This window comes from Aneurinibacillus aneurinilyticus ATCC 12856 (assembly GCF_000466385.1).
Classification (GTDB): domain Bacteria; phylum Bacillota; class Bacilli; order Aneurinibacillales; family Aneurinibacillaceae; genus Aneurinibacillus; species Aneurinibacillus aneurinilyticus.
This window is the reverse complement of record NZ_KE952728.1, coordinates 1-20,131: the sequence shown is the minus strand read 5'-3', so window position 1 is coordinate 20,131 and position 20,131 is coordinate 1. Positions and strand designations below refer to the sequence as shown.

Here is a 20,131-nt window from a genome sequence, read left to right as displayed (position 1 = left end):
GGCAGTTATTCCCCAAGTAATGCACTTGAAGCAAGGGGCTTACTGCCCGTTGGACCGGGATAAAGTAAAAATTATAGAACCTGGGGAGGAAAAGATGGCGAAGAAGTTCCTGATTCCGCTGGCAGCCACCATTCTTTTTACCGGACTGACTCCGGCAGTCGGCCAAGCCGATCAAGTTGCCAATGTACAGAAGGAAATTGAAAGAATTAAAAAAGAAAGTCAGGCGGCAAAAGGTAAAATTGGTGCAATTAATCAGCAAATCAGCAGTATTCAAGCTCAGCAGCAATCGACCAAAGAAGATATTATGAGCATTGACCTCAAGATGAACGAAACGCAGGCAAAAATTCAAGAACTTGATAAAAAAATCGAAGAAACAACCGCTAGTTTAAAAGAAGCGGCAAAACAGCTTCAGGAGGCAATCACGCGTGTAGAAAAGCGAGACAAATTGTTGAAAACACGTGTTTCAGCCATCTATGAAGCTGGTGATATCTCTTATCTTGAAGTTCTGCTCGGTTCGCAAGATTTTAGTGATTTCCTCGAACGCTTGGATGCCGTGAAATCTATCGTGGATCAAGATGTGACTATTTTAGAAGACAATAAACGTGATCGTGATATTATTGCAGAGAAGAAGAAACAAATTGAAGAACAATTGAAAAGCTTAAAAGCAATGCAGGCAGAAGCCCAACAGCTGGCAGCTCAATTGGATGCACAAAAGCAGGAGCGGGAACGCATTCTTAAAGAGCTGCAGGAACAAGAAGGGGAACTGCTAGAGATTAAGGAAGAGCAGGAAAAAGCTTCACTTGAGCTTGTCAATCAATTGCAGGCAAAAATTGAAGAACAGCGCCGTGCAGAAGAGGAACGCCGGCGGGCTTCTTCATCGGATGCAGGAAGCTGGAATCCACCGCCGGTCCATTCCGGGGGGCAATTCGTGCAGCCAGTTAGCGGACGCATTTCTTCTCCGTTTGGATATCGGATACATCCGATCCTTCATACACGCAAGTTCCATGATGGTACGGACTTCGCAGCTCCACAAGGAACGCCGATTTATGCGGCTGCGGAAGGCGTTGTAGCATCCGCCGGTTATATGAATGGCTATGGTAATACGGTTGTTATTTATCATGGAAATGGATTGAGTACATTGTATGGCCATATTCGCAATGGTGGCATTGTAGTATCCGAGGGACAATCGGTAAGCGCAGGACAGAAAATTGCAGAAGTTGGTGCTACAGGTCGTGCTACAGGACCTCACCTGCACTTTACAGTTATCAAAAACGGTCAAAAAGTTGACCCAATGTCATACTTGCGTTAATTTTGATATGGCGGATATATCTTGGATATATCCGCCATATACTATATAAGGGCGAAAAAGTGCTAGAATAGAAAAAGTAAGAAAGCAGAAGTGGCTAAAGGCTGTTCTTATTGTGTCTTTCTTACTTTCTTCTCTTAATGTTCTCTTTTATTTAATACACAAAGGTGGTGCTTGCATTTGTATATAAAACGCCGCACATTTTTTATTATCACACTGGTGCTTGTATTCTCTACGAGCATTGTGACGCTTGCGGCCGCGAAATTTTTCGGACAGGCTTCCGGCACGCGCGGGAGTATGCCGCCGGGCGATGATGCCCAGCAACAGGTATCAAGCCAGAATCCCGATATGGCGAAAATTTATGAGGCTTACCAATTAATAGAGAATACAGCGCTTGAAAAACAAGATAAGACGAAACTGATAGACGGAGCGATTGAAGGGATGGTCAAAACGCTGGATGATCCGTTTTCGGATTATATGAATCAGAAAGAGACCAAAGACTTCAATTCTTCGCTGCAGTCCACATTTGAAGGCATTGGTGCGGAAGTAACACTCAAGAATGAGAAGGTCACGATTGTTTCTCCATTTAAAGGTTCACCTGCAGAGAAAGCCGGATTGCGCCCGGAAGATCAAGTCCTGAAAGTAAACGGTAAAAGCTTGCAGGGGTTGAGTTTAAGCGATGCTGTTATGCATATTCGTGGCCCGAAAGGAACAAAGGCAGAGCTTGAGATTATGCGTCCGGGATTATCAGATCCGCTTCATGTAACCGTCATACGAGATGATATTCCGGTAGAGACAGTATATAGCGAAACAGTAGAACGAAATGGCAAAAAGTACGGAAAGCTGGAGATTACACAATTCTCTCAAGACACAGCCAAGCATTTTACTACAGAGTTGAACAAGTTGGAGAAGCAGGGGATTAGCGGACTCATTGTTGATGTGCGTGGCAATCCAGGCGGCCTGCTGGATTCGGTAGTAGAAATCGGCAACCTGCTTATACCGAATAAAGGCGTTATTTTACAGGTGCAATATAGCGATGGCAAGAAGGAAGTATTTCGTTCCGAGAAGGGTGAAGCCAAGTATCCGATTGTTGTATTAACTGACAAAGGCAGCGCAAGCGCTTCGGAGATTCTTGCTGGAGCTTTGCAAGGAAGCGGCTATAAAGTAATCGGTACTCAATCATTTGGAAAAGGTACTGTACAGAATACAATGCCACTTGAAGATGATAGTCAGTTGAAAATCACGGTTGCCAAATGGCTGACTCCAGACGGAACGTGGATTCATAAAAAGGGAATCGCACCAGATGTAAAAATTGAGCAGCCTGATTATTTTAGAGCAGCTCCGCTGCCGGATAAGGTAGAATTGAAACGTGATATGAACGGCTCTGATGTGAAGAATCTACAATTGATTCTCAACGGACTGGGACAATCGCCGGGAAGATTGGATGGATATTTTGATAATCGAACCGAAATGGCAGTGAAGACATTCCAGAGCCTGCATCAGATGCCTGTGACGGGCAAGGTGGATAAGGAGACCGCAGGTGCTATGCAGGAAGAGTTAATCAAGCGGATTCAAGATCCGAAAAATGATTTGCAGCTTCAGGCAGCAATTGAAGTTATATCCAAGGAAGCAAATTAAGAATTAGGCAGGGTTCGTCCCGTCGTTTGTAGAATTGTACAACCACGGCCTTTATGTCGTGGTTTTTTCTTTCTATAATAGAGTAAAGGAAAGCAAAGGTTTTTGCCGAATGATAAAAAGAGAAAACAGGCGTATTTGTTGCTCGATTTTAGATTCGGAGGATAGGAAATGGATGATTGGTCAGGATTGATTCTCGATTTGTTGATACAAATCCCACAGTTTTTAATAAGCCCTGCTCTTTATATATTTGCATTGCTGTTATTCTGGGCGTATCGCAAGCAAATTGTGCAGGAGCGAAAGCTGTTTCATGCACGGGTAACTTCGGGCACGGGTGAGCTGGTGCGTGCGCTGCTGTTCGGTGCAGTAGCTGGTCTGGGTGTCTCTATTGTGCTTCTTGTACTTGGAGTGACGCCCTCATATCATGATATTGTTTTATTATGGGTGTTGAGTGGTGTGCTTGCGCTGCTGAACATTCGCTTTTTGTCCTTTGCGTACAGCGGAGGTCTGCTGTCTGTACTATCCGTGTTGGCCCGATTCATTTCTGTGGATGGTCTGAACGGCTGGGGCAAGACTATACTTGTTTGGGTGCAAGAGGTGAATATTCCAGCGATTCTGGCGCTGGTCGCCGTTCTACACATTGCGGAAGGTATTCTTGTACGTACCATACCGAAACAGGGACTGTCGCCTGTATTGGTTAAAAGCGAGCGTGGCCGTGTTGTCGGGGCGTATGAGATTCAGAAATACTGGCTTGTTCCGCTTGTCTTGTTTGTAACGGGCGATGCATCTGGCGCGTATGTACCGAATGAGACGGGATGGTGGCCGCTGTTCTATGCGGGTGCAGCAGTATTAAGTCTGCTCCCGGTTCCGGCCGTGACTGGATATGCGGATTTGGCTGTGTTGTCCACGCCACAGGATAAAACAAGGAAGACCGGTAAAATGATTGCCTGGTTTGGTCTGGCGCTGCTCGCATTGGCATACCTGGGAACATGGTGGCTTCCTATTGCGGTATTTGGCAGCATTCTGTCGCTTGTGGGGCATGAAGCGCTGCGTATTTATGGAGAATGGAAGCGTCGTATCCATACACCCCTGTATATTCAATTGAAGCAGGGCGTGCGGGTGCTCGCGGTTGTGCCGGGAAGTCCTGCAGACGAGATGGAGATCGTAACAGGTGATGTAATTGTTCGGGTGAATGGAAACGAAATCAACAATAAAGAAGAAATTTACCCGGCATTGCAGCAGCAGTCTGCTTTTTGTAAAATGGAGGTAATGAACAAAGAAGGGCATATCAAATACGTTCAGCGTTCCGTGTATCAGGGAGATCATCATCAATTGGGGCTTATCGTGGCACCAGATGCTTCGGCGGACGAGTATGTGGAACAAGGGTACAGGCGGCTGTTCGGCTTGTTCCGCAGGATACGGACACACCATAACGCTGAAACGACTGAGATGCCTCTTGAGCAGGGAAAGGATGTATCATTATGATTTTGGAATACGTTATTGCGTTGATTGTTCCATTTATTCTCGCTGCTGTCATCTCACGCGTATCGCTGAATATATGGGTAGGGGCTATCGCAACGCTTGGCATTATGATGGCTGCCTTTAATGGTCCGTATCAACCGCTCCCCGTCATCCTTCTTGGCGTAATTAGCGGACTTTCTGGTACATATGCCGGATACCGGTGGATTCGCGGAATTAGTTTAACGAAATAAGAAAGTGCAAAAATGTAAATAGCAAAGTAGAAGCTGCCGATATGTTGACTCGGCAGCTTTTTCTTTCCTGCTTTTTACCTATATACATCTGATTTGATAAATCGACAGATTTTATGGTGGGAGGTAAGAAAAGAAGGAAAGGCGGTGGGCACACCCACCCTCTTCTTTTTTCCGAATTTCCTACTTCCAACCACGTTATCATGTCAAAATATCAAGTGTAACTTATATAGATAAAAGGCTTGTATAAGCCTCACGAACCTACGTTCGAAAAAATTTTTGGAAAGCATATGTTCGTATATCCAATTGTGATATAATGAAATGCAGCATTAATAACGAAGGAATGGTGAAACCTTGGAAAAGCTGAAGAAAAAGTTCGAGCTTGTCTCCGAGTATCAACCACAGGGGGACCAGCCTACAGCCATAGAGAAGTTGTCAGACGGAATTTTGAATGGTAAGAAGCATCAAACATTGCTTGGGGCAACAGGAACGGGGAAGACGTTCACCATGGCCCACGTTATCAATAAAGTTCAAAAACCCACGCTTATCATTGCCCACAACAAGACACTCGCAGCACAGCTTACCAGCGAGTTCAAGGAATTTTTCCCAAATAACGAGGTCGGATACTTCGTAAGTTATTATGATTACTATCAGCCTGAAGCCTATATTCCCCAATCAGATACGTACATCGAGAAGGATGCCAGCATCAATGAAGAGATTGACAAACTCCGCCACTCCGCCACCAGTGCGTTGTTCGAGCGCGAGGATGTTATTATTGTTGCGAGTGTGTCTTGCATTTATGGTTTGGGATCACCGCAGGAATATGGTTCGCTATTATTGTCCCTGCGCCGTGGTATGGAGAGGAATCGTGACGATATACTGCGCAAGCTGATTGATATTCAATATGACAGAAACGACATTAACTTTACACGTGGCACATTCCGGGTGCGTGGCGATGTTGTGGAGATTTTTCCAGCATCCAATAGCGAACATGCAGTTCGTGTAGAGTTTTTTGGTGATGAGATTGACCGGATTACCGAAATTGATGCCTTGACTGGTGAGGTATTGGGCGAACGCGAACATGTTGCCATTTTCCCGGCGTCCCACTACGTTACGGGACAGGACAAAATGCAGCGGGCCATTAAGAGTATCGAAGCAGAATTGGAAGAGCAATTGGCCCATTTTAAAGCGGAGGGCAAGTTGCTAGAAGCACAGCGCCTAGAGCAGCGGACACGCTATGATATCGAGATGATGCAGGAGATGGGCTACTGCTCTGGTGTTGAGAACTACTCGCGTCATTTGACCGGACTGTCAGCAGGGGCAACGCCCTATACGCTGCTCGATTATTTTCCAGATGATTTTCTTATCATGGTTGACGAGTCGCACATTACATTGCCGCAGGTTCGGGGTATGTACAATGGCGACAAGGCCCGCAAAGAAATGTTGATTAACCACGGCTTCAGGCTGCCGTCTGCAGCGGATAACCGCCCGCTTAAATTTGAGGAATTCGAGAAGCACGTCAAACAGATTGTATACGTATCGGCAACTCCGGGTCCATATGAGATGGAGAAGACGCCGGAGGTTGTAGAGCAGGTCATCCGCCCGACCGGTCTGCTCGACCCGACAATTGATATCCGTCCGTCTAAAGGGCAGATTGATGATTTGCTTGGTGAAATCAACGATCGGATTGCCAAGGGAGAGCGTGTACTTGTAACGACGCTCACAAAGAAGATGTCCGAGGACCTGACTGACTATCTGAAAGAAGTCGGCATCAAAGTTCGCTATTTGCATTCCGACATCAAAACAATTGAACGAATGCAGATTATCCGTGATCTTAGGGTAGGAACATTTGATGTATTGATTGGAATTAACCTTTTGCGGGAAGGGTTAGATATACCGGAAGTTTCTCTTGTCGCGATATTGGATGCTGACAAGGAAGGCTTTTTGCGTAATGAACGCTCACTGATTCAAACAATTGGGCGTGCCGCCCGGAATGCGAATGGCCACGTTATTATGTATGCTGATAAGATGACCCACTCGATTGAACGTGCTGTCGAAGAGACGAACCGCCGCCGTGAACGTCAGATAGCATACAACGAAGAGTATGGTATTACACCGCAAACGATTCGCAAAGCGGTTCGGGAAGTTATCGAGGCGACGAAAGCTGCTGAAGAACAGGCAGAATACTTACCTCAGAAGGCGTACAGTAAGCTGAGCAAAAAAGAGAAGCAGGAAGTTGTTGCGCGTCTGGAGGACGAAATGAAAGAAGCAGCCCGTGGATTGAACTTCGAACGTGCGGCTGAGCTGCGCGATTTAATTCTTGAGATAAAGGCGGAAGGGTGAAAAGCGAATGAGCCGCGAAAATATTATTATTAAGGGCGCTCGTGCCCATAATCTGAAAGATATAGATATCACCATCCCGCGCGATAAATTCGTCGTGCTGACAGGTTTGTCCGGTTCGGGAAAATCTTCGCTTGCATTTGATACGATTTATGCGGAGGGACAGCGACGTTATGTCGAGTCGCTGTCCGCGTATGCGCGCCAATTTCTAGGCCAGATGGACAAGCCGGACGTTGATTCGATTGACGGTCTATCTCCCGCGATTTCTATTGATCAGAAAACGACGAGTCGAAACCCGCGTTCTACAGTAGGAACTGTTACGGAGATTTATGACTATCTTCGCCTTCTTTTTGCCCGTATTGGACGTCCGCATTGCCCGGAGCATGGTGTGGAAATTACCGCCCAAACGGTTGAACAGATGGTAGATCGCATTCTTGGATATCCAGAGCGGACACGCTTGCAGATTCTTGCTCCGCTCGTGCAGGGGCGTAAAGGTGAACATGTGAAACTGCTGGATGAGATTCGAGGGCAAGGATATGTCCGGGTACGTGTAGATGGAGAAGTACGGGATTTATCGGAAGAAATTAAGCTGGAGAAAAACAAGAAGCATTCCATTGAAGTAGTCATTGACCGCATTGTCGTAAAGGATGGCATACAAAGTCGACTTGCAGACTCATTGGAAACTGCCCTTCGCTTGGCGGAAGGACGGGTGTTGGTCGATATTCTTGATCAAGAGGAACTGTTATTCAGCCAGAATTTGGCCTGCCCGGTCTGCGGGTTCAGTATGCCGGACCTGGAGCCGCGGATGTTTTCCTTTAACAGCCCGTTCGGTGCCTGCTCGAAGTGTGATGGATTAGGCAATCAGCTGGAGGTTGATCCGGATTTGATTGTGCCGGACCCGTCCAAGAGCGTTAATGAAGGTGCTCTGGAACCATGGAACAGCTCCACATCGAATTATTATGAGCAGATTTTGACATGCGTCGCCAAGCATTATGATATCGACATGGATAAGCCGTTCGAAGAATTGACAGAAAAACAGCGGAATGTATTGTTGTTTGGCAGCGGTACAGAAAAGTTGCATTTCCGCTACAAAAGTGATTTTAGTACAACCGTGCGCGACACGTATACGACATTTGAAGGTGTAGTGAATAACGTAGCGCGCCGCTATCGCGAAACAGGCTCTGACTATGTGCGTCAGCAGCTTGAGTTGTATATGAGCCAGAAGAAATGTCCATCCTGCAAGGGGCACCGTTTGCGCCCCGAGGCGCTTGCGGTGTTGATTAACGAGAAAACGATTGCGTATGTTACTGATTTGTCAGTGGCGGAAGCACACGAGTTTTTCGGTAGCCTTGAACTGACTGAAAAAGAAATGCAGATAGCTCGTTTAATTCTAAAGGAAATTCAGGCACGCCTGCAATTTCTAATTGATGTTGGCCTTGATTATCTGACGATGAGTCGTTCCGCCGGTACGTTGTCTGGCGGGGAAGCGCAGCGGATTCGTCTGGCGACGCAAATCGGCTCAAGTCTGATGGGTGTGCTGTATATTCTTGATGAGCCGAGCATTGGCTTGCATCAGCGGGATAATGCCCGATTGATTAAAACGCTTGAACATATGCGAAACCTTGGTAATACGCTTATCGTTGTAGAACATGATGAAGATACGATGCTTGCAGCTGATCATATTATTGATATCGGACCGGGTGCGGGCATTCACGGAGGCCAGGTTGTGTCACAGGGAACGCCGCAGGAAGTGATGGAAGATGAGAATTCATTGACCGGTCAGTACTTGAGCGGACGCAAGTTCATCCCGGTACCGCTTGAGCGCCGTAAGTCGAACGGCAAGTGGATTAAGGTGCTTGGTGCAAAAGAGAACAATTTGCGTAATGTTACGTTGAAAGTACCGCTTGGTGTTTTTACATGTGTTACAGGGGTATCCGGATCGGGAAAATCGACGCTTATTAACGAAATTCTGCACAAAGCGCTTGCCCGGGAATTACACAAGTCCAAACAGAAGCCAGGTTCTTTCCGAAAAATTGAAGGAATCGAGCATCTGGATAAAGTCATCGACATTGATCAGTCGCCGATCGGGCGCACGCCGCGTTCGAATCCGGCTACGTATACAGGTGTATTTGATGATATTCGAGACTTATTCGCGCAGACAAATGAGGCAAAGATGCGTGGCTACCAAAAAGGTCGCTTCAGCTTTAACGTCAAAGGTGGAAGATGCGAAGCGTGCCGGGGTGACGGGATTATTAAGATTGAGATGCACTTTTTGCCAGATGTATACGTGCCTTGCGAAGTGTGTCATGGCAAACGGTATAATCGTGAAACGCTGGAGGTGCGCTATAAAGGAAAAAACATTTCGGATGTGCTTGAGATGACGGTGGAGGATGCGTTGGAATTCTTCAAGAACATTCCGCGTATTCATCGCAAGCTTCAAACCTTGTATGATGTTGGCCTTGGTTACATTACCTTGGGACAGCCGGCAACTACATTATCAGGCGGAGAAGCGCAGCGTGTTAAATTGGCGTCTGAACTGTATCGTCGCAGTAACGGCAAGACATTGTATATTCTTGATGAGCCAACGACCGGTCTTCATATCGATGATATTGACCGTTTGTTGAAGGTGCTACAGCGTCTTGTAGATGCTGGAGACAGCGTGCTGGTTATCGAGCATAACCTTGATGTTATTAAAACTGCTGACCATATTATTGATTTAGGTCCAGATGGCGGCAGCCGCGGCGGTATGATCGTTGCAGAAGGTACACCGGAAGCTGTCGTTACAGTGGAAGAGTCTTATACCGGACAGTTTCTTGCTCCGGTGCTTACGCGTGATCGCAAGCGCTCCGAGGCTCGCTTACAGATACAATCATAGTTTGGAAACTGGGGCGGCAATAAGCTGTCCCAGTTTTTTGTTAATGGATTTTTCGTGCTGTGCACTTTCCTTCGGCTCTTTTTTCAACTTGAAGGTGGCAGTGTGATACAATAGGATATTATTCGGGAAAGAAAGGGTGGCACGCTTGAAGAAAACCCATGTGCGCGATATTGTGAACCACTTCCAATTAAAAGTGGTAAGCGGGGAAAAGGGACTGCGTCGTGAAATTACCGTAAGCGACATTAGCCGTCCTGGCCTGGAAATCGCAGGATACTTTGAATTTTACGCCTCTGAACGTGTACAATTGCTTGGCAAGACGGAGCTTAGCTTCTATGAGGCATTAGGAGAAGCAGACCGTAAGGAGAGAATTGATAAACTGCTTCTTGATTCGACGCCGTGTGTATGCGTAGCTCACGGATGTGAGATACCGGAACAATTAATTCGTCTATCGGAAGAACGGAGCATTCCGGTCTTGACCTCTCCGTTGCCGACTACCAAGCTATCGAGCAAATTGACAACGTATTTAGAGGGACGCCTGGCACCGACGACTACCATGCATGGTGTTCTGGTCGATGTGTACGGAGTAGGTGTCCTGCTGGTAGGACAAAGCTCCATTGGAAAGAGTGAAACCGCGCTGGAATTGGTCAAACGCGGTCATCGGCTTGTTGCGGACGATGCGGTAGAGATTCGTCAGACACAGGAGAACCAGTTAATTGGTAGTGCACCGGAGCTGATCCAGCATCTGCTGGAGATTCGCGGTGTCGGCATTATTAATGTAATGACACTGTTCGGTGCCGGTGCCATCCGCAATTATAAGCGAATTTCGCTTGTGATTCAGTTAGAAATCTGGGATCCGAGCAAAATGTATGACCGTCTTGGTTTGGATGAGGAAAAGATGAAAATCATGGATACCGAGGTGCCGCAGATTACCATTCCGGTACGTCCTGGTCGTAACCTTGCTGTTATCGTAGAAGTGGCGTCGATGAATTTCCGCCTGAAGCGTATGGGCTATAATGCGGCAGTCGTATTCAGCAAAAAACTAACTGACACGATTGAAGATGCGGTCGAAGACATCTAGAAGAGGAAGGACGGGAGAGAATGCCAAAGGCGATTGACCCGGTTGCATTCCAACTGGGACCCTTATCTGTACACTGGTATGGAATTATTCTTGGTACAGCTGCGCTCGTCGGCTTATTGCTGGCGTTGCGCGAAGCAAAACGGGTAGGTATGGACCCTGAGACGATTATGGACGTAGTAATGTATGCAGTACCAGCGGCCATTATCGGTGCGCGTATCTACTATGTTATTTTCCGATGGAATGAGTACTATAGCTCGCATCCCGCAGAGATTATTGCTGTATGGCATGGTGGTATCGCCATTCATGGTGCACTAATCGCTTCCATTTTGACAGCGTATATTTATTCGCGCATAAAAAAAGTTTCGTTCTGGCGACTGGCTGATGTTGTGGCACCAAGCTTAATTATTGGACAGGCCATCGGACGCTGGGGTAACTTTATGAATCAGGAGGCTCATGGCGGGCCGGTTAGTTTGGAGTTCCTTCAAAGTCTCCATCTGCCGCAGTTTATTATCGATCAGATGTATATCCTGGATCCGTTAACGAATACATATTCTTACTATCACCCAACATTTCTATACGAATCGCTTTGGAATTTACTTGGGTTCATTTTATTGATTACGATTCGGCGTATCGTGCGGCTACGGCGCGGTGATTTATTCCTCACGTACGTAGCCTGGTATTCGATTGGACGATTCTTCGTAGAGGGCCTGCGTACCGACAGTCTTATGCTGACGGATACGCTGCGCATCGCGCAGGTCATCAGTCTCGTACTCATTGCATTTGCTCTTATCATGATGATGATATTGCGAAAAACGGGCTATGCTGCCAAACGTTACGGGGAAGAATAGAATCAGTATGACTTTTTGGAAAGAAGGGTTGGAATGTATCGCTATCAATATGTATTGTTTGATCTTGATGGGACGTTAATTGATACAAATAATCTAATTTTGACTTCATTCATGTACACTCTGGAAAAATTTTACCCCGGTAAATATACACGGGAAGACTTGATTCCTCATATGGGAAAACCGTTGTACGATCAGATGGAATTATTCGGTCCCGAGCGGTCGGAAGAATTGGTACAGGTGTATCGCGAACATAATGAACGGGTGCATGACGAGCTGGTAGAAGAATTTCCAAATGTACTGGACACGATCGAGCAGCTTGCCAAGATGGGGATTAAAATGGGGATCGTGACGACGAAGCAGCGAAAGACAGCTGAGATGGGCTTACGCCTGTTTGGCCTCGATAAATATATGGATACATTCATCAGCTATCAGGATACGGAAAAGCATAAGCCGCATCCAGAGCCGGTGCACAAAGCTATGCAGGCTTTGGGAGCTGATCCGGCCCGTACGCTTATGGTGGGTGATAGCCAGTATGATATTCAGGCGGGGCAGAATGCGGGAATCGCTTCTGCCGGTGTGGCCTGGAGCCTAAAAGGTGCGTCGTTTTTATCATCATTCAACCCGACATACTTGCTGAATGATATGAGCGATATTATTCAAATCGTGAAGCAGCCGACCCGCCAGTTATAAGAGGTGGCTAATGGCAAGAAGACAGACTGAACGTTATCCGGTTCAGGGGCCGAATTCTCTCTGGCAGCTGTACAAAACAGTGAGCTTTTGGAAGGTAGCTAAGTGCTTTATTGTTGTACAGGTTGCCCGTTATACGCCCTGGATGCCGGTGAAGAATTGGATGTACCGTACGTTCCTTGGGATGGACATTGGTGAGAATACAGCCGTCGCACTTATGGTCATGATGGATACGATGTTTCCTGAACGAATTTCAATTGGAGCTAACAGTATTATTGGTTATAATACGACAATCCTTGCCCATGAGTATCTGATTGATGAATATCGTCTCGGTGATGTGAAAGTCGGTGCACATGTTATGGTGGGTGCTAATTCGACGATTCTTCCGGGAGTAACCATTGGTGACGGTGCGGTTGTTTCTGCTGCTACCTTAGTTAATGCCGATGTACCTCCCGGTGCCTTTGTGGGAGGCAATCCGATGCGTATCATTCGGCAACCAAAAATAGAAAAAAAAGAATGTGCAGGCGAATCGGAGTAATCCGGTTCGCTTTTTTGATTGGATAAGAAGGCAACACCTACATTCTTCCGATCATAGTACTGGAAAAACGTACGAATTTCTGTTGTGGATAGCGCTTACATTTATGAAAGCCTATTATACATGGTTGACGGATAGAAATGAGAGTGTTAGACTACATTCAATAAGAAAATCCTTTAGTTCTCTACCATACTAAAGTAACGGATAAGGAGTGGGAAGCAGGATGTCAAAACCGTTAGGATTCGAGAAGCCACTTGGCATGCGGGATATACTTCCTGATGTGCTGGAGAAGCAACGGTGGCTAGAACACCAGGTCAAAGCCTGCATGAAACAGTGGGGATACCGTGAAATAGGCACCCCTACACTTGAGTATTATGACACCGTCGGCGGTGCGAGTGCAACGCTTGATCATAAATTATTTAAATTGTTGGACAGCGAAGGGAAGACGGTCGTGCTACGTCCAGACATGACGGCGCCAATTGCGCGGGTCGCGTCCTCACTGCTAAAGGAGGAGCCGCTGCCGCTGCGTCTCATGTATACGGCCAATGTATTTCGGGCCCAGAAGAATGAAGCGGGTCGAAATGCCGAATTTCCACAACTTGGAATAGAATGCGTTGGCTCGTCTTCTGTTGATGCGGATGCTGAAGCGATTGCGCTCGCTGTCTCCGTATTAAAAGAAGCTGATGTTCCTGTGTTTAAAATCGCAGTGGGACACATTGGTTTTCTGGAAGGATTGCTTGAAGAGATTATAGAAGAAAAAGAAGATCGCGAAAAACTAAAGGAATTTTTATATCATCGAGATTATGTGGGATTTCGCCATTATGCAAAAGGGCTAGCGCTCCCGGAAGGGAATGAGGCACGCTTGTACGAACTGTTGAGGCTACGCGGCGGCAAAGAATTACTTGAGCGAGCGGAAGCTATTACAGTTAACGGACAGGCCCGCAAGGCTGTTAATAACCTGCGGGAGCTATGGGAAGCGCTGGAAGCATACCAGGTTGAGGAGTATGTGCTGCTGGATTTGAATCTTTTAAGAAGCCTTGATTATTATACGGGAATTCTGTTCGAGGGGTATGCGGCCAATCAAGGATTTTCTATTTGTGCAGGCGGTCGTTATGATAGCTTAATGGCACAGTTTGGACGTCCATGTCCGGCGACCGGCTTCGCGGTGCAGATGGACAGTCTACTCGAAGCGGTTAATTATCAGCCTGTACAAGCTAATAAGTTTCTTATTCTTTATCATGCGAACCAACGAACGGAAGCGTTAGCGAGAGCGAGAGCGCTGCGTACTGAGGAAAAAGCGGTAGTTATTACCCAGCGCAAAGAAGAGTGGGCACAGACAGACTTTTCGCAATATACGGAAGTGATTGACTTGACCGGGGAGGAAGCGATATGAATGCAAAGGAAAAGCTAATCGTAGCGATGCCGAAAGGAAGAATTTTTGAAGAAGCGGCTGACCTGCTTCGAAGAGCCGGTGTTCCGCTTCCTCCGGAATTTGATGATTCACGCAAGCTCATCGTTCCGGTACCGAAGGCTAACCTTGATTTTATCCTAGCCAAACCGACTGATGTTCCAACATATGTCGAATATGGTGTAGCCGATATCGGCGTAGTGGGTAAGGACGTACTGCTCGAAGAAAACCGTGACGTGTATGAGCTGTTGGATTTACAGATTAGCCGCTGTCGCATTTCTGTCGCGGGGCTTCCTGGATGGAGGCCTTCCGGCAGTTCCGCTCCTCGCGTCGCTACCAAATATCCGCATGTGGCATCCAAGTATTTTCGTGAGCAAGGCCAGCAGGTGGAAGTAATTAAACTGAATGGCTCCATTGAATTAGCACCGTTAATTGGCCTGGCCGATCGAATTGTCGATATTGTCTCAACTGGACGTACACTCAAAGAGAATGGATTAGTGGAGCTTGAAGAGATTATGCCAATAACAACGCGCTTGATCGCTAATCGGGTCAGCTACCGGATGAAGAGCGAAGCAGTGGATTATATATATGAGAAGTTCGCTTCGATTGTGGAGGAGAGGTAAGGGATGATGAAGATTGTTGATGCCGCAAATTTTTCTACCCGGCGCGATGTGGAAACAGGAACAGAAACACAGCGCGCGGCAGTACTTGATATTTTACAAGCAGTAAAGCAAGAAGGTGATGCGGCAGTGCGCCGTTTCACCGAACAATTTGACCGCATACAACTCCCAGAAATGCGAGTGACTGAAGATGAGTTTAAGGAAGCTTTGTGTGCTATTAATCCGGAAGTAAGGGATGCGATTCGTGAGGCAGCCGTTAACATCCGTGACTACCATAGTCGTCAGATGCGTCAATCCTGGATGACGACTCACGAGTCCGGAACGGTATTGGGACAGCTCATCCGTCCGCTGCAACGTGTCGGACTTTATGTTCCGGGCGGTACGGCGGCATATCCGTCATCCGTACTCATGAATGCTATTCCGGCACAGGTGGCTGGTGTTGAGGAGATCGCAATGGTTACACCTCCGGGGAAGGACGGAAAGGTAAACCCAGGGGTGCTGGTCGCCGCTTATGAGCTGGGGGTGAATGAGATATATAAGGTAGGCGGTGCACAGGCGATTGCGGCGCTTACATATGGAACGGAAACATTAAAACCAGTGGATAAAATCGTTGGACCCGGTAACATTTATGTGGCTTTGGCAAAGCGTGAAGTGTTCGGTTTGGTCGATATTGATATGGTGGCTGGGCCAAGTGAGATCGTTGTACTTGCCGATAGCACGGCTAATCCGGCTTATGTGGCAGCTGACCTGCTGTCGCAGGCGGAGCACGATGTTATGGCTTCAGCGGTGCTTGTGACAACATGCCGTGAGCTGGCACAGGCTGTGCAGCAGGAAGTAGAAACGCAGGTAGCTGTACTTCCGCGCAAAGAAATTGCTCAGGCGTCTATTCAAGATTATGGCGCAATATGCGTAGTGGATAGTATGGAAGAGGGCTTGGATGTAGTAAACCGTTTAGCACCAGAGCATTTAGAATTAATGATAGAGGAGCCAATGGCCTACGTAGGACAGATTAAAAATGCAGGAGCCATTTTTCTTGGACCTTATAGTTCCGAGCCTGTGGGCGATTATTTTGCCGGAACGAATCATGTGCTGCCTACGAACGGAACGGCACGATTTTCTTCTCCACTGAATGTAGACGACTTTCTTAAAAAATCAAGCTTAATTTCATATAGTCGCCAGGATTTGCTGACACATGGTCAAAAAATCGTGGCACTTGCCCGTCAGGAAGGACTAGAAGCGCATGCCAGGGCTATTCAAATACGGTTGGACAACGAAGGGAAATAGGAGGGATTTCAACGATGAGACAGGCATCTATCGAACGTAAGACAAGTGAAACAAATATTGCACTTCAATTCAACATAGATGGAGAAGGAAAAACGGAGCTTAAAACAGACGTTCCTTTTCTTGATCATATGCTTGATTTGTTTACGAAGCATGGTCAATTCGATTTAGCCGTACAGGCTAAAGGTGATATTGAAATTGACTACCACCATACGGTAGAAGATATCGCGATTTGTTTGGGCCAGGCATTTCGCGAAGCGCTTGGGGATAAGAAAGGCATTAAGCGCTACAGCAGTGTTTTTGTGCCGATGGATGAGGCGCTCGGTCAAGTTATCGTTGATATTAGCAATCGTCCGCACCTTGAGTATCGGGCCGAATTCCCTTCGGCTAATGTAGGAGCATTTCCGGTAGAGCTTTTCCATGAGTTCTTCTGGAAACTGGCGCTTGAAGCGCGTATTACACTTCATATCATCGTACATTACGGGCACAATACTCACCATATGATTGAGGCGGTATTTAAAGCGCTTGGCCGTGCATTAGATGAAGCGACTACGATTGATCCGCGGGTGAAGGGAGTCCCGTCAACGAAAGGAATGTTATAGATGATTGCGATTATCGATTATGGCATGGGCAATCTTCATAGTGTAAGCAAGGCAGTAGAGCGTCTAGGGCATGAATATACATTTGTATCAGATGCTCAAGAATTGATGAAGGCAGAAGGAGCTATACTCCCCGGCGTAGGGGCGTTTGGCGATGCGATGAAGAATCTGCGGGAGTATGGACTTATTGAAGCAATTCGCCAATTTGCGGCGAGTGGAAAACCGTTGCTCGGTATTTGCTTAGGTATGCAAATCTTATTTGATAGCAGTACAGAACATGGGAAAGGTGAAGGTCTTGGTATTTTGCCCGGGAACGTAGACCGTTTTCATGGTACCTACAAAATTCCGCATATGGGCTGGAATAAACTTGAGTTTTTACAGGATAATTCGATTTTTAATGGTGTGGAAGAAGGATATGTTTATTTTGTACATTCCTACTTTTTGCAGCCGACGGATGAGAGCAGGGCGGTGCTGCTGGCCACGACCGATTATTACCAGGAGGTACCGGCCGTTGTTGGTAAAAACAATGTGTACGGGATGCAGTTCCATCCAGAGAAAAGTGGTACAGTCGGCATGAAACTGCTTGAGAATTTTACATCATTATGCCAAACGATTCGTACCAAATAAATGAGCAACAGAGGGGGAGTAGAGAGATGAGTTTCATTATTTATCCGGCGATTGATATTCGCGGGGGCAAATGCGTACGCTTGCTACAGGGAGATTATAACCAAGAGACCGTATATGGCGATTCGCCGACAGAAATGGCAAAACAATGGGCATCTCAAGGAGCGGAATGGATTCACCTTGTTGATTTGGATGGAGCAAAAGCCGGACAGCCAATGAATGACGAAATTGTGCTTGAAATTGCCCGGACGCTGGATGTTCCCGTGCAAATCGGCGGCGGCTTGCGGCGTATGGAAGATATCGACCGATATATTGAAGGTGGGGTAAGTCGTATTATTCTTGGTACGGCGGCGATTCAGGATCAGCCTTTTACCGAAAGAGTGCTGGATGCATACGGCGATAAAGTTGCGATCGGTATTGATGCAAGGGATGGCTATGTGGCAACACATGGATGGTTGGAAACATCCGAGGTAACTGCGGAACAATTGGCTAAAGTGTTAATTGCTAAGGGAGCGGAGACGTTTATCTATACGGATATTTCACGTGATGGTACGCTGGAAGGGCCGAATACGGAAGCTATTGTACAGCTGGCGCGTGCAACCGGAAAAAATGTTATCGCATCCGGTGGCGTAAGCGTGGAACAGGATTTGCTGGAACTTGCCCAATATGCAGGCGACGGCGTCGGTGGAGCCATTGTCGGAAAAGCGTTATATACCGAGCGAGTAAACCTGCCACAAGCATTGAAACGGATCAGGGAGGATGTCTAATATGTTGACTAAACGAATTATCCCTTGTCTGGATGTTAAAGAAGGCAGAGTGGTAAAAGGAGTAAGCTTCGTAAATTTGCGCGATGCAGGCGATCCTGTTGAATTGGCGAAACGCTATAGCGAAGAAGGAGCAGATGAGTTAGTATTCCTCGATATTTCAGCTTCGCATGAAGGACGGGAAACAATGGTTGAGGTGGTTGAGAATACGGCCGCTAATGTGACGATTCCGTTTACGGTAGGAGGCGGTATCAATGCAGTAGAGGATATGCGTCGTATTTTGCGAGCGGGTGCTGACAAGGTGTCCGTTAATACTGCAGCCGTCAAGCGTCCAGAATTAGTGAAAGAAGGAGTGGAAGTATTTGGAAGTCAGTGTATTGTCGTAGCCATTGATGCCAAAGCACGTGAGGATGGAAACGGATGGGAAGTATACACGCATGGTGGTCGTCAATCTACTGGCATGGATGCGGTAGATTGGGCCAAGCGGGTGGAAGAGTTGGGAGCAGGAGAAATTCTGTTAACGAGCATGGACAGCGATGGACAGAAAAACGGCTTTGCGCTTGCGCTTACCCAGGCGGTTTCCGAAGCCGTTCGCATTCCTGTCATTGCATCTGGCGGCGCTGGCGCGAAGGAACATTTCTACGATGCCTTTGTAGAAGGAAAAGCGGATGCTGCGTTAGCGGCTTCGATTTTTCATTATAAAGAGACATCCATTAAAGAAGTGAAACAGTATCTGTATGAGCGTAACATCGAGATGCGTATGACAGAGGAGACGGTATAAATGAATAGAAAGAATATCAAATTTGATGAAAATGGCTTAGTATCGGCAATTGTACAGGATGCACAAAGTAAGGAAGTGCTTACTTTGGCATACATGAATGAGGAGTCGCTGGCCAGGACGTTGGAGACGCGTGAGACGTGGTTTTGGAGCCGATCACGCCAGGAACTTTGGCACAAAGGCGCAACATCGGGTAATGTGCAACAAGTAGTTGATATTCTATATGATTGCGATAGTGATGCACTTATTGTTAAAGTGATTCCGACAGGGCCAGCCTGTCATAAAAATGTATACTCCTGCTTTGCAGATTCTTTGTTAGAAGAAGGGAAAGACAGTACTTTCGGAAATCCGTCAGCGAATAATAAGGAAGTGCAAAATCGCTTTGGGATTTTCAATCGTTTAGAAGCGCTTATTGCTAAACGTGAAGCAGAAATGCCTGAGGGTTCGTATACGACCTATTTGTTTACGGAGGGTGTAGATAAAATCCTTAAGAAAGTGGGCGAAGAGGCGAGCGAGGTAATTATCGCGGCGAAAAACCGCAGTCATGATGAATTGCGTTATGAGGCAGCCGATTTGCTTTTCCACTTACTTGTGCTATTGAGGGAGCAAAAACTGCCGTTTGATGCAGTGCTTCAGGAGCTGGAAAAAAGGCATGTGAAATAAAGTGAAGCTTCACGCAGTGAAGGGGGCATATTCTTCACTGTGTGTTAGTTGAACATATTGGATCTTTAGGGACAGTAATTCCCCACCTAGACATCCACGACTTTTTCGAGTCTTGAGGTGGGATAATTGATTTGCGTTATGCATAAAGTGCAGGCAGCACAGTTTGAATTGATTGTGCTGCCTGTACTTGTTGGCCGAAGGTATATTTTCTATTGTATAAACACGCCTGTTGATTATCCATAAGGCGAAAGAAAAGATGCACGCGTCGGCGTGTTCCCTCGTCTTTTTCTTACAAGGAAGAGACACGGCCGCTTTGTGGCGTCAGGGCTGGACCGGCAAAACATCTTGGCCTCTCGGTGTGGGAGACAGTTGCCGGTCCAT

18 protein-coding genes are annotated in these 20,131 nt (G+C 46.8%); all 18 read left to right on the top strand.

Annotation, left to right across the window (positions count from 1 at the left end; all coding sequences use genetic code 11):
* Positions 1-94: 94 nt before the first annotated feature.
* Positions 95-1,309: a murein hydrolase activator EnvC family protein gene (locus HMPREF0083_RS06330; RefSeq protein ID WP_040301730.1), complete on the top strand. Its 1,215-nt coding sequence runs from the start codon at positions 95-97 to the stop codon at positions 1,307-1,309.
* 177 nt (positions 1,310-1,486) lie between these two features.
* Positions 1,487-2,944, top strand: coding sequence for a S41 family peptidase (locus HMPREF0083_RS06325; protein WP_051354557.1), 1,458 nt, complete (start codon positions 1,487-1,489; stop codon positions 2,942-2,944).
* 168 nt (positions 2,945-3,112) lie between these two features.
* Positions 3,113-4,426: a PDZ domain-containing protein gene (locus HMPREF0083_RS06320; RefSeq protein ID WP_021620318.1), complete on the top strand. Its 1,314-nt coding sequence runs from the start codon at positions 3,113-3,115 to the stop codon at positions 4,424-4,426.
* Positions 4,423-4,653, top strand: a complete 231-nt coding sequence (locus tag HMPREF0083_RS06315) for a DUF2198 family protein (RefSeq protein ID WP_021620317.1) — start codon at positions 4,423-4,425, stop codon at positions 4,651-4,653. Before HMPREF0083_RS06320 ends, HMPREF0083_RS06315 begins: the two co-directional genes overlap by 4 nt.
* 360 nt (positions 4,654-5,013) lie before the next feature.
* The gene (gene uvrB / locus HMPREF0083_RS06310) at positions 5,014-6,993 is read left to right on the top strand and encodes an excinuclease ABC subunit UvrB (protein ID WP_040301726.1); all 1,980 of its coding nucleotides are present in this window, start codon (positions 5,014-5,016) and stop codon (positions 6,991-6,993) included.
* 7 nt (positions 6,994-7,000) lie between these two features.
* Positions 7,001-9,865, top strand: a complete 2,865-nt coding sequence (gene uvrA / locus HMPREF0083_RS06305; RefSeq protein ID WP_021620314.1) for an excinuclease ABC subunit UvrA — start codon at positions 7,001-7,003, stop codon at positions 9,863-9,865.
* Positions 9,866-10,010: 145 nt separating this feature from the next.
* On the top strand, positions 10,011-10,943 hold the full coding sequence (hprK, locus tag HMPREF0083_RS06300; RefSeq protein WP_040301725.1) for an HPr(Ser) kinase/phosphatase: 933 nt from the start codon (positions 10,011-10,013) through the stop codon (positions 10,941-10,943).
* A 20-nt stretch (positions 10,944-10,963) separates the two neighbouring features.
* Positions 10,964-11,791: a prolipoprotein diacylglyceryl transferase gene (lgt, locus tag HMPREF0083_RS06295; RefSeq protein ID WP_021620312.1), complete on the top strand. Its 828-nt coding sequence runs from the start codon at positions 10,964-10,966 to the stop codon at positions 11,789-11,791.
* 33 nt (positions 11,792-11,824) lie between these two features.
* Positions 11,825-12,481, top strand: a complete 657-nt coding sequence (ppaX, locus tag HMPREF0083_RS06290; protein ID WP_021620311.1) for a pyrophosphatase PpaX — start codon at positions 11,825-11,827, stop codon at positions 12,479-12,481.
* Positions 12,482-12,491: 10 nt separating this feature from the next.
* Positions 12,492-13,016, top strand: coding sequence for an acyltransferase (locus HMPREF0083_RS06285; RefSeq protein ID WP_021620310.1), 525 nt, complete (start codon positions 12,492-12,494; stop codon positions 13,014-13,016).
* A 220-nt stretch (positions 13,017-13,236) separates the two neighbouring features.
* Positions 13,237-14,406 (top strand): ATP phosphoribosyltransferase regulatory subunit, encoded by a 1,170-nt coding sequence (locus HMPREF0083_RS06280; RefSeq protein ID WP_021620309.1) that lies wholly within the window; start codon positions 13,237-13,239, stop codon positions 14,404-14,406.
* Positions 14,403-15,044: an ATP phosphoribosyltransferase gene (gene hisG, locus HMPREF0083_RS06275; RefSeq protein ID WP_021620308.1), complete on the top strand. Its 642-nt coding sequence runs from the start codon at positions 14,403-14,405 to the stop codon at positions 15,042-15,044. Before HMPREF0083_RS06280 ends, hisG begins: the two co-directional genes overlap by 4 nt.
* Before the next feature lie 6 nt (positions 15,045-15,050).
* Positions 15,051-16,325, top strand: a complete 1,275-nt coding sequence (gene hisD, locus HMPREF0083_RS06270) for a histidinol dehydrogenase (protein ID WP_040301723.1) — start codon at positions 15,051-15,053, stop codon at positions 16,323-16,325.
* A 14-nt stretch (positions 16,326-16,339) separates the two neighbouring features.
* Positions 16,340-16,924: an imidazoleglycerol-phosphate dehydratase HisB gene (hisB, locus tag HMPREF0083_RS06265; protein WP_021620306.1), complete on the top strand. Its 585-nt coding sequence runs from the start codon at positions 16,340-16,342 to the stop codon at positions 16,922-16,924.
* Entirely contained in the window at positions 16,925-17,548 is a 624-nt protein-coding gene (gene hisH, locus HMPREF0083_RS06260) for an imidazole glycerol phosphate synthase subunit HisH (protein WP_021620305.1), read from the top strand. It begins immediately after the preceding gene.
* 26 nt (positions 17,549-17,574) lie between these two features.
* Positions 17,575-18,312 (top strand): 1-(5-phosphoribosyl)-5-[(5-phosphoribosylamino)methylideneamino]imidazole-4-carboxamide isomerase, encoded by a 738-nt coding sequence (gene hisA / locus HMPREF0083_RS06255; RefSeq protein ID WP_040301706.1) that lies wholly within the window; start codon positions 17,575-17,577, stop codon positions 18,310-18,312.
* Position 18,313: 1 nt separating this feature from the next.
* Positions 18,314-19,090 (top strand): imidazole glycerol phosphate synthase subunit HisF, encoded by a 777-nt coding sequence (gene hisF, locus HMPREF0083_RS06250; protein ID WP_040301704.1) that lies wholly within the window; start codon positions 18,314-18,316, stop codon positions 19,088-19,090.
* Positions 19,091-19,750, top strand: coding sequence for a bifunctional phosphoribosyl-AMP cyclohydrolase/phosphoribosyl-ATP diphosphatase HisIE (hisIE, locus tag HMPREF0083_RS06245; protein ID WP_021620302.1), 660 nt, complete (start codon positions 19,091-19,093; stop codon positions 19,748-19,750).
* Positions 19,751-20,131: the final 381 nt, after the last annotated feature.

Excerpts from the sequence above, each read along its gene's own strand:
- HMPREF0083_RS06330 (WP_040301730.1), top strand. The coding sequence starts at position 95 with ATGGCGAAGAAGTTCCTGATTCCGCTGGCAGCCACCATTCTTTTTACC.
- HMPREF0083_RS06320 (WP_021620318.1), top strand. The coding sequence starts at position 3,113 with ATGGATGATTGGTCAGGATTGATTCTCGATTTGTTGATACAAATCCCA.
- HMPREF0083_RS06315 (WP_021620317.1), top strand. The coding sequence starts at position 4,423 with ATGATTTTGGAATACGTTATTGCGTTGATTGTTCCATTTATTCTCGCT.
- uvrA (WP_021620314.1), top strand. The coding sequence starts at position 7,001 with ATGAGCCGCGAAAATATTATTATTAAGGGCGCTCGTGCCCATAATCTG.
- lgt (WP_021620312.1), top strand. The coding sequence starts at position 10,964 with ATGCCAAAGGCGATTGACCCGGTTGCATTCCAACTGGGACCCTTATCT.
- ppaX (WP_021620311.1), top strand. The coding sequence starts at position 11,825 with ATGTATCGCTATCAATATGTATTGTTTGATCTTGATGGGACGTTAATT.
- HMPREF0083_RS06285 (WP_021620310.1), top strand. The coding sequence starts at position 12,492 with ATGGCAAGAAGACAGACTGAACGTTATCCGGTTCAGGGGCCGAATTCT.
- HMPREF0083_RS06280 (WP_021620309.1), top strand. The coding sequence starts at position 13,237 with ATGTCAAAACCGTTAGGATTCGAGAAGCCACTTGGCATGCGGGATATA.
- hisG (WP_021620308.1), top strand. The coding sequence starts at position 14,403 with ATGAATGCAAAGGAAAAGCTAATCGTAGCGATGCCGAAAGGAAGAATT.
- hisD (WP_040301723.1), top strand. The coding sequence starts at position 15,051 with ATGAAGATTGTTGATGCCGCAAATTTTTCTACCCGGCGCGATGTGGAA.
- hisB (WP_021620306.1), top strand. The coding sequence starts at position 16,340 with ATGAGACAGGCATCTATCGAACGTAAGACAAGTGAAACAAATATTGCA.
- hisH (WP_021620305.1), top strand. The coding sequence starts at position 16,925 with ATGATTGCGATTATCGATTATGGCATGGGCAATCTTCATAGTGTAAGC.
- hisA (WP_040301706.1), top strand. The coding sequence starts at position 17,575 with ATGAGTTTCATTATTTATCCGGCGATTGATATTCGCGGGGGCAAATGC.
- hisF (WP_040301704.1), top strand. The coding sequence starts at position 18,314 with ATGTTGACTAAACGAATTATCCCTTGTCTGGATGTTAAAGAAGGCAGA.
- hisIE (WP_021620302.1), top strand. The coding sequence starts at position 19,091 with ATGAATAGAAAGAATATCAAATTTGATGAAAATGGCTTAGTATCGGCA.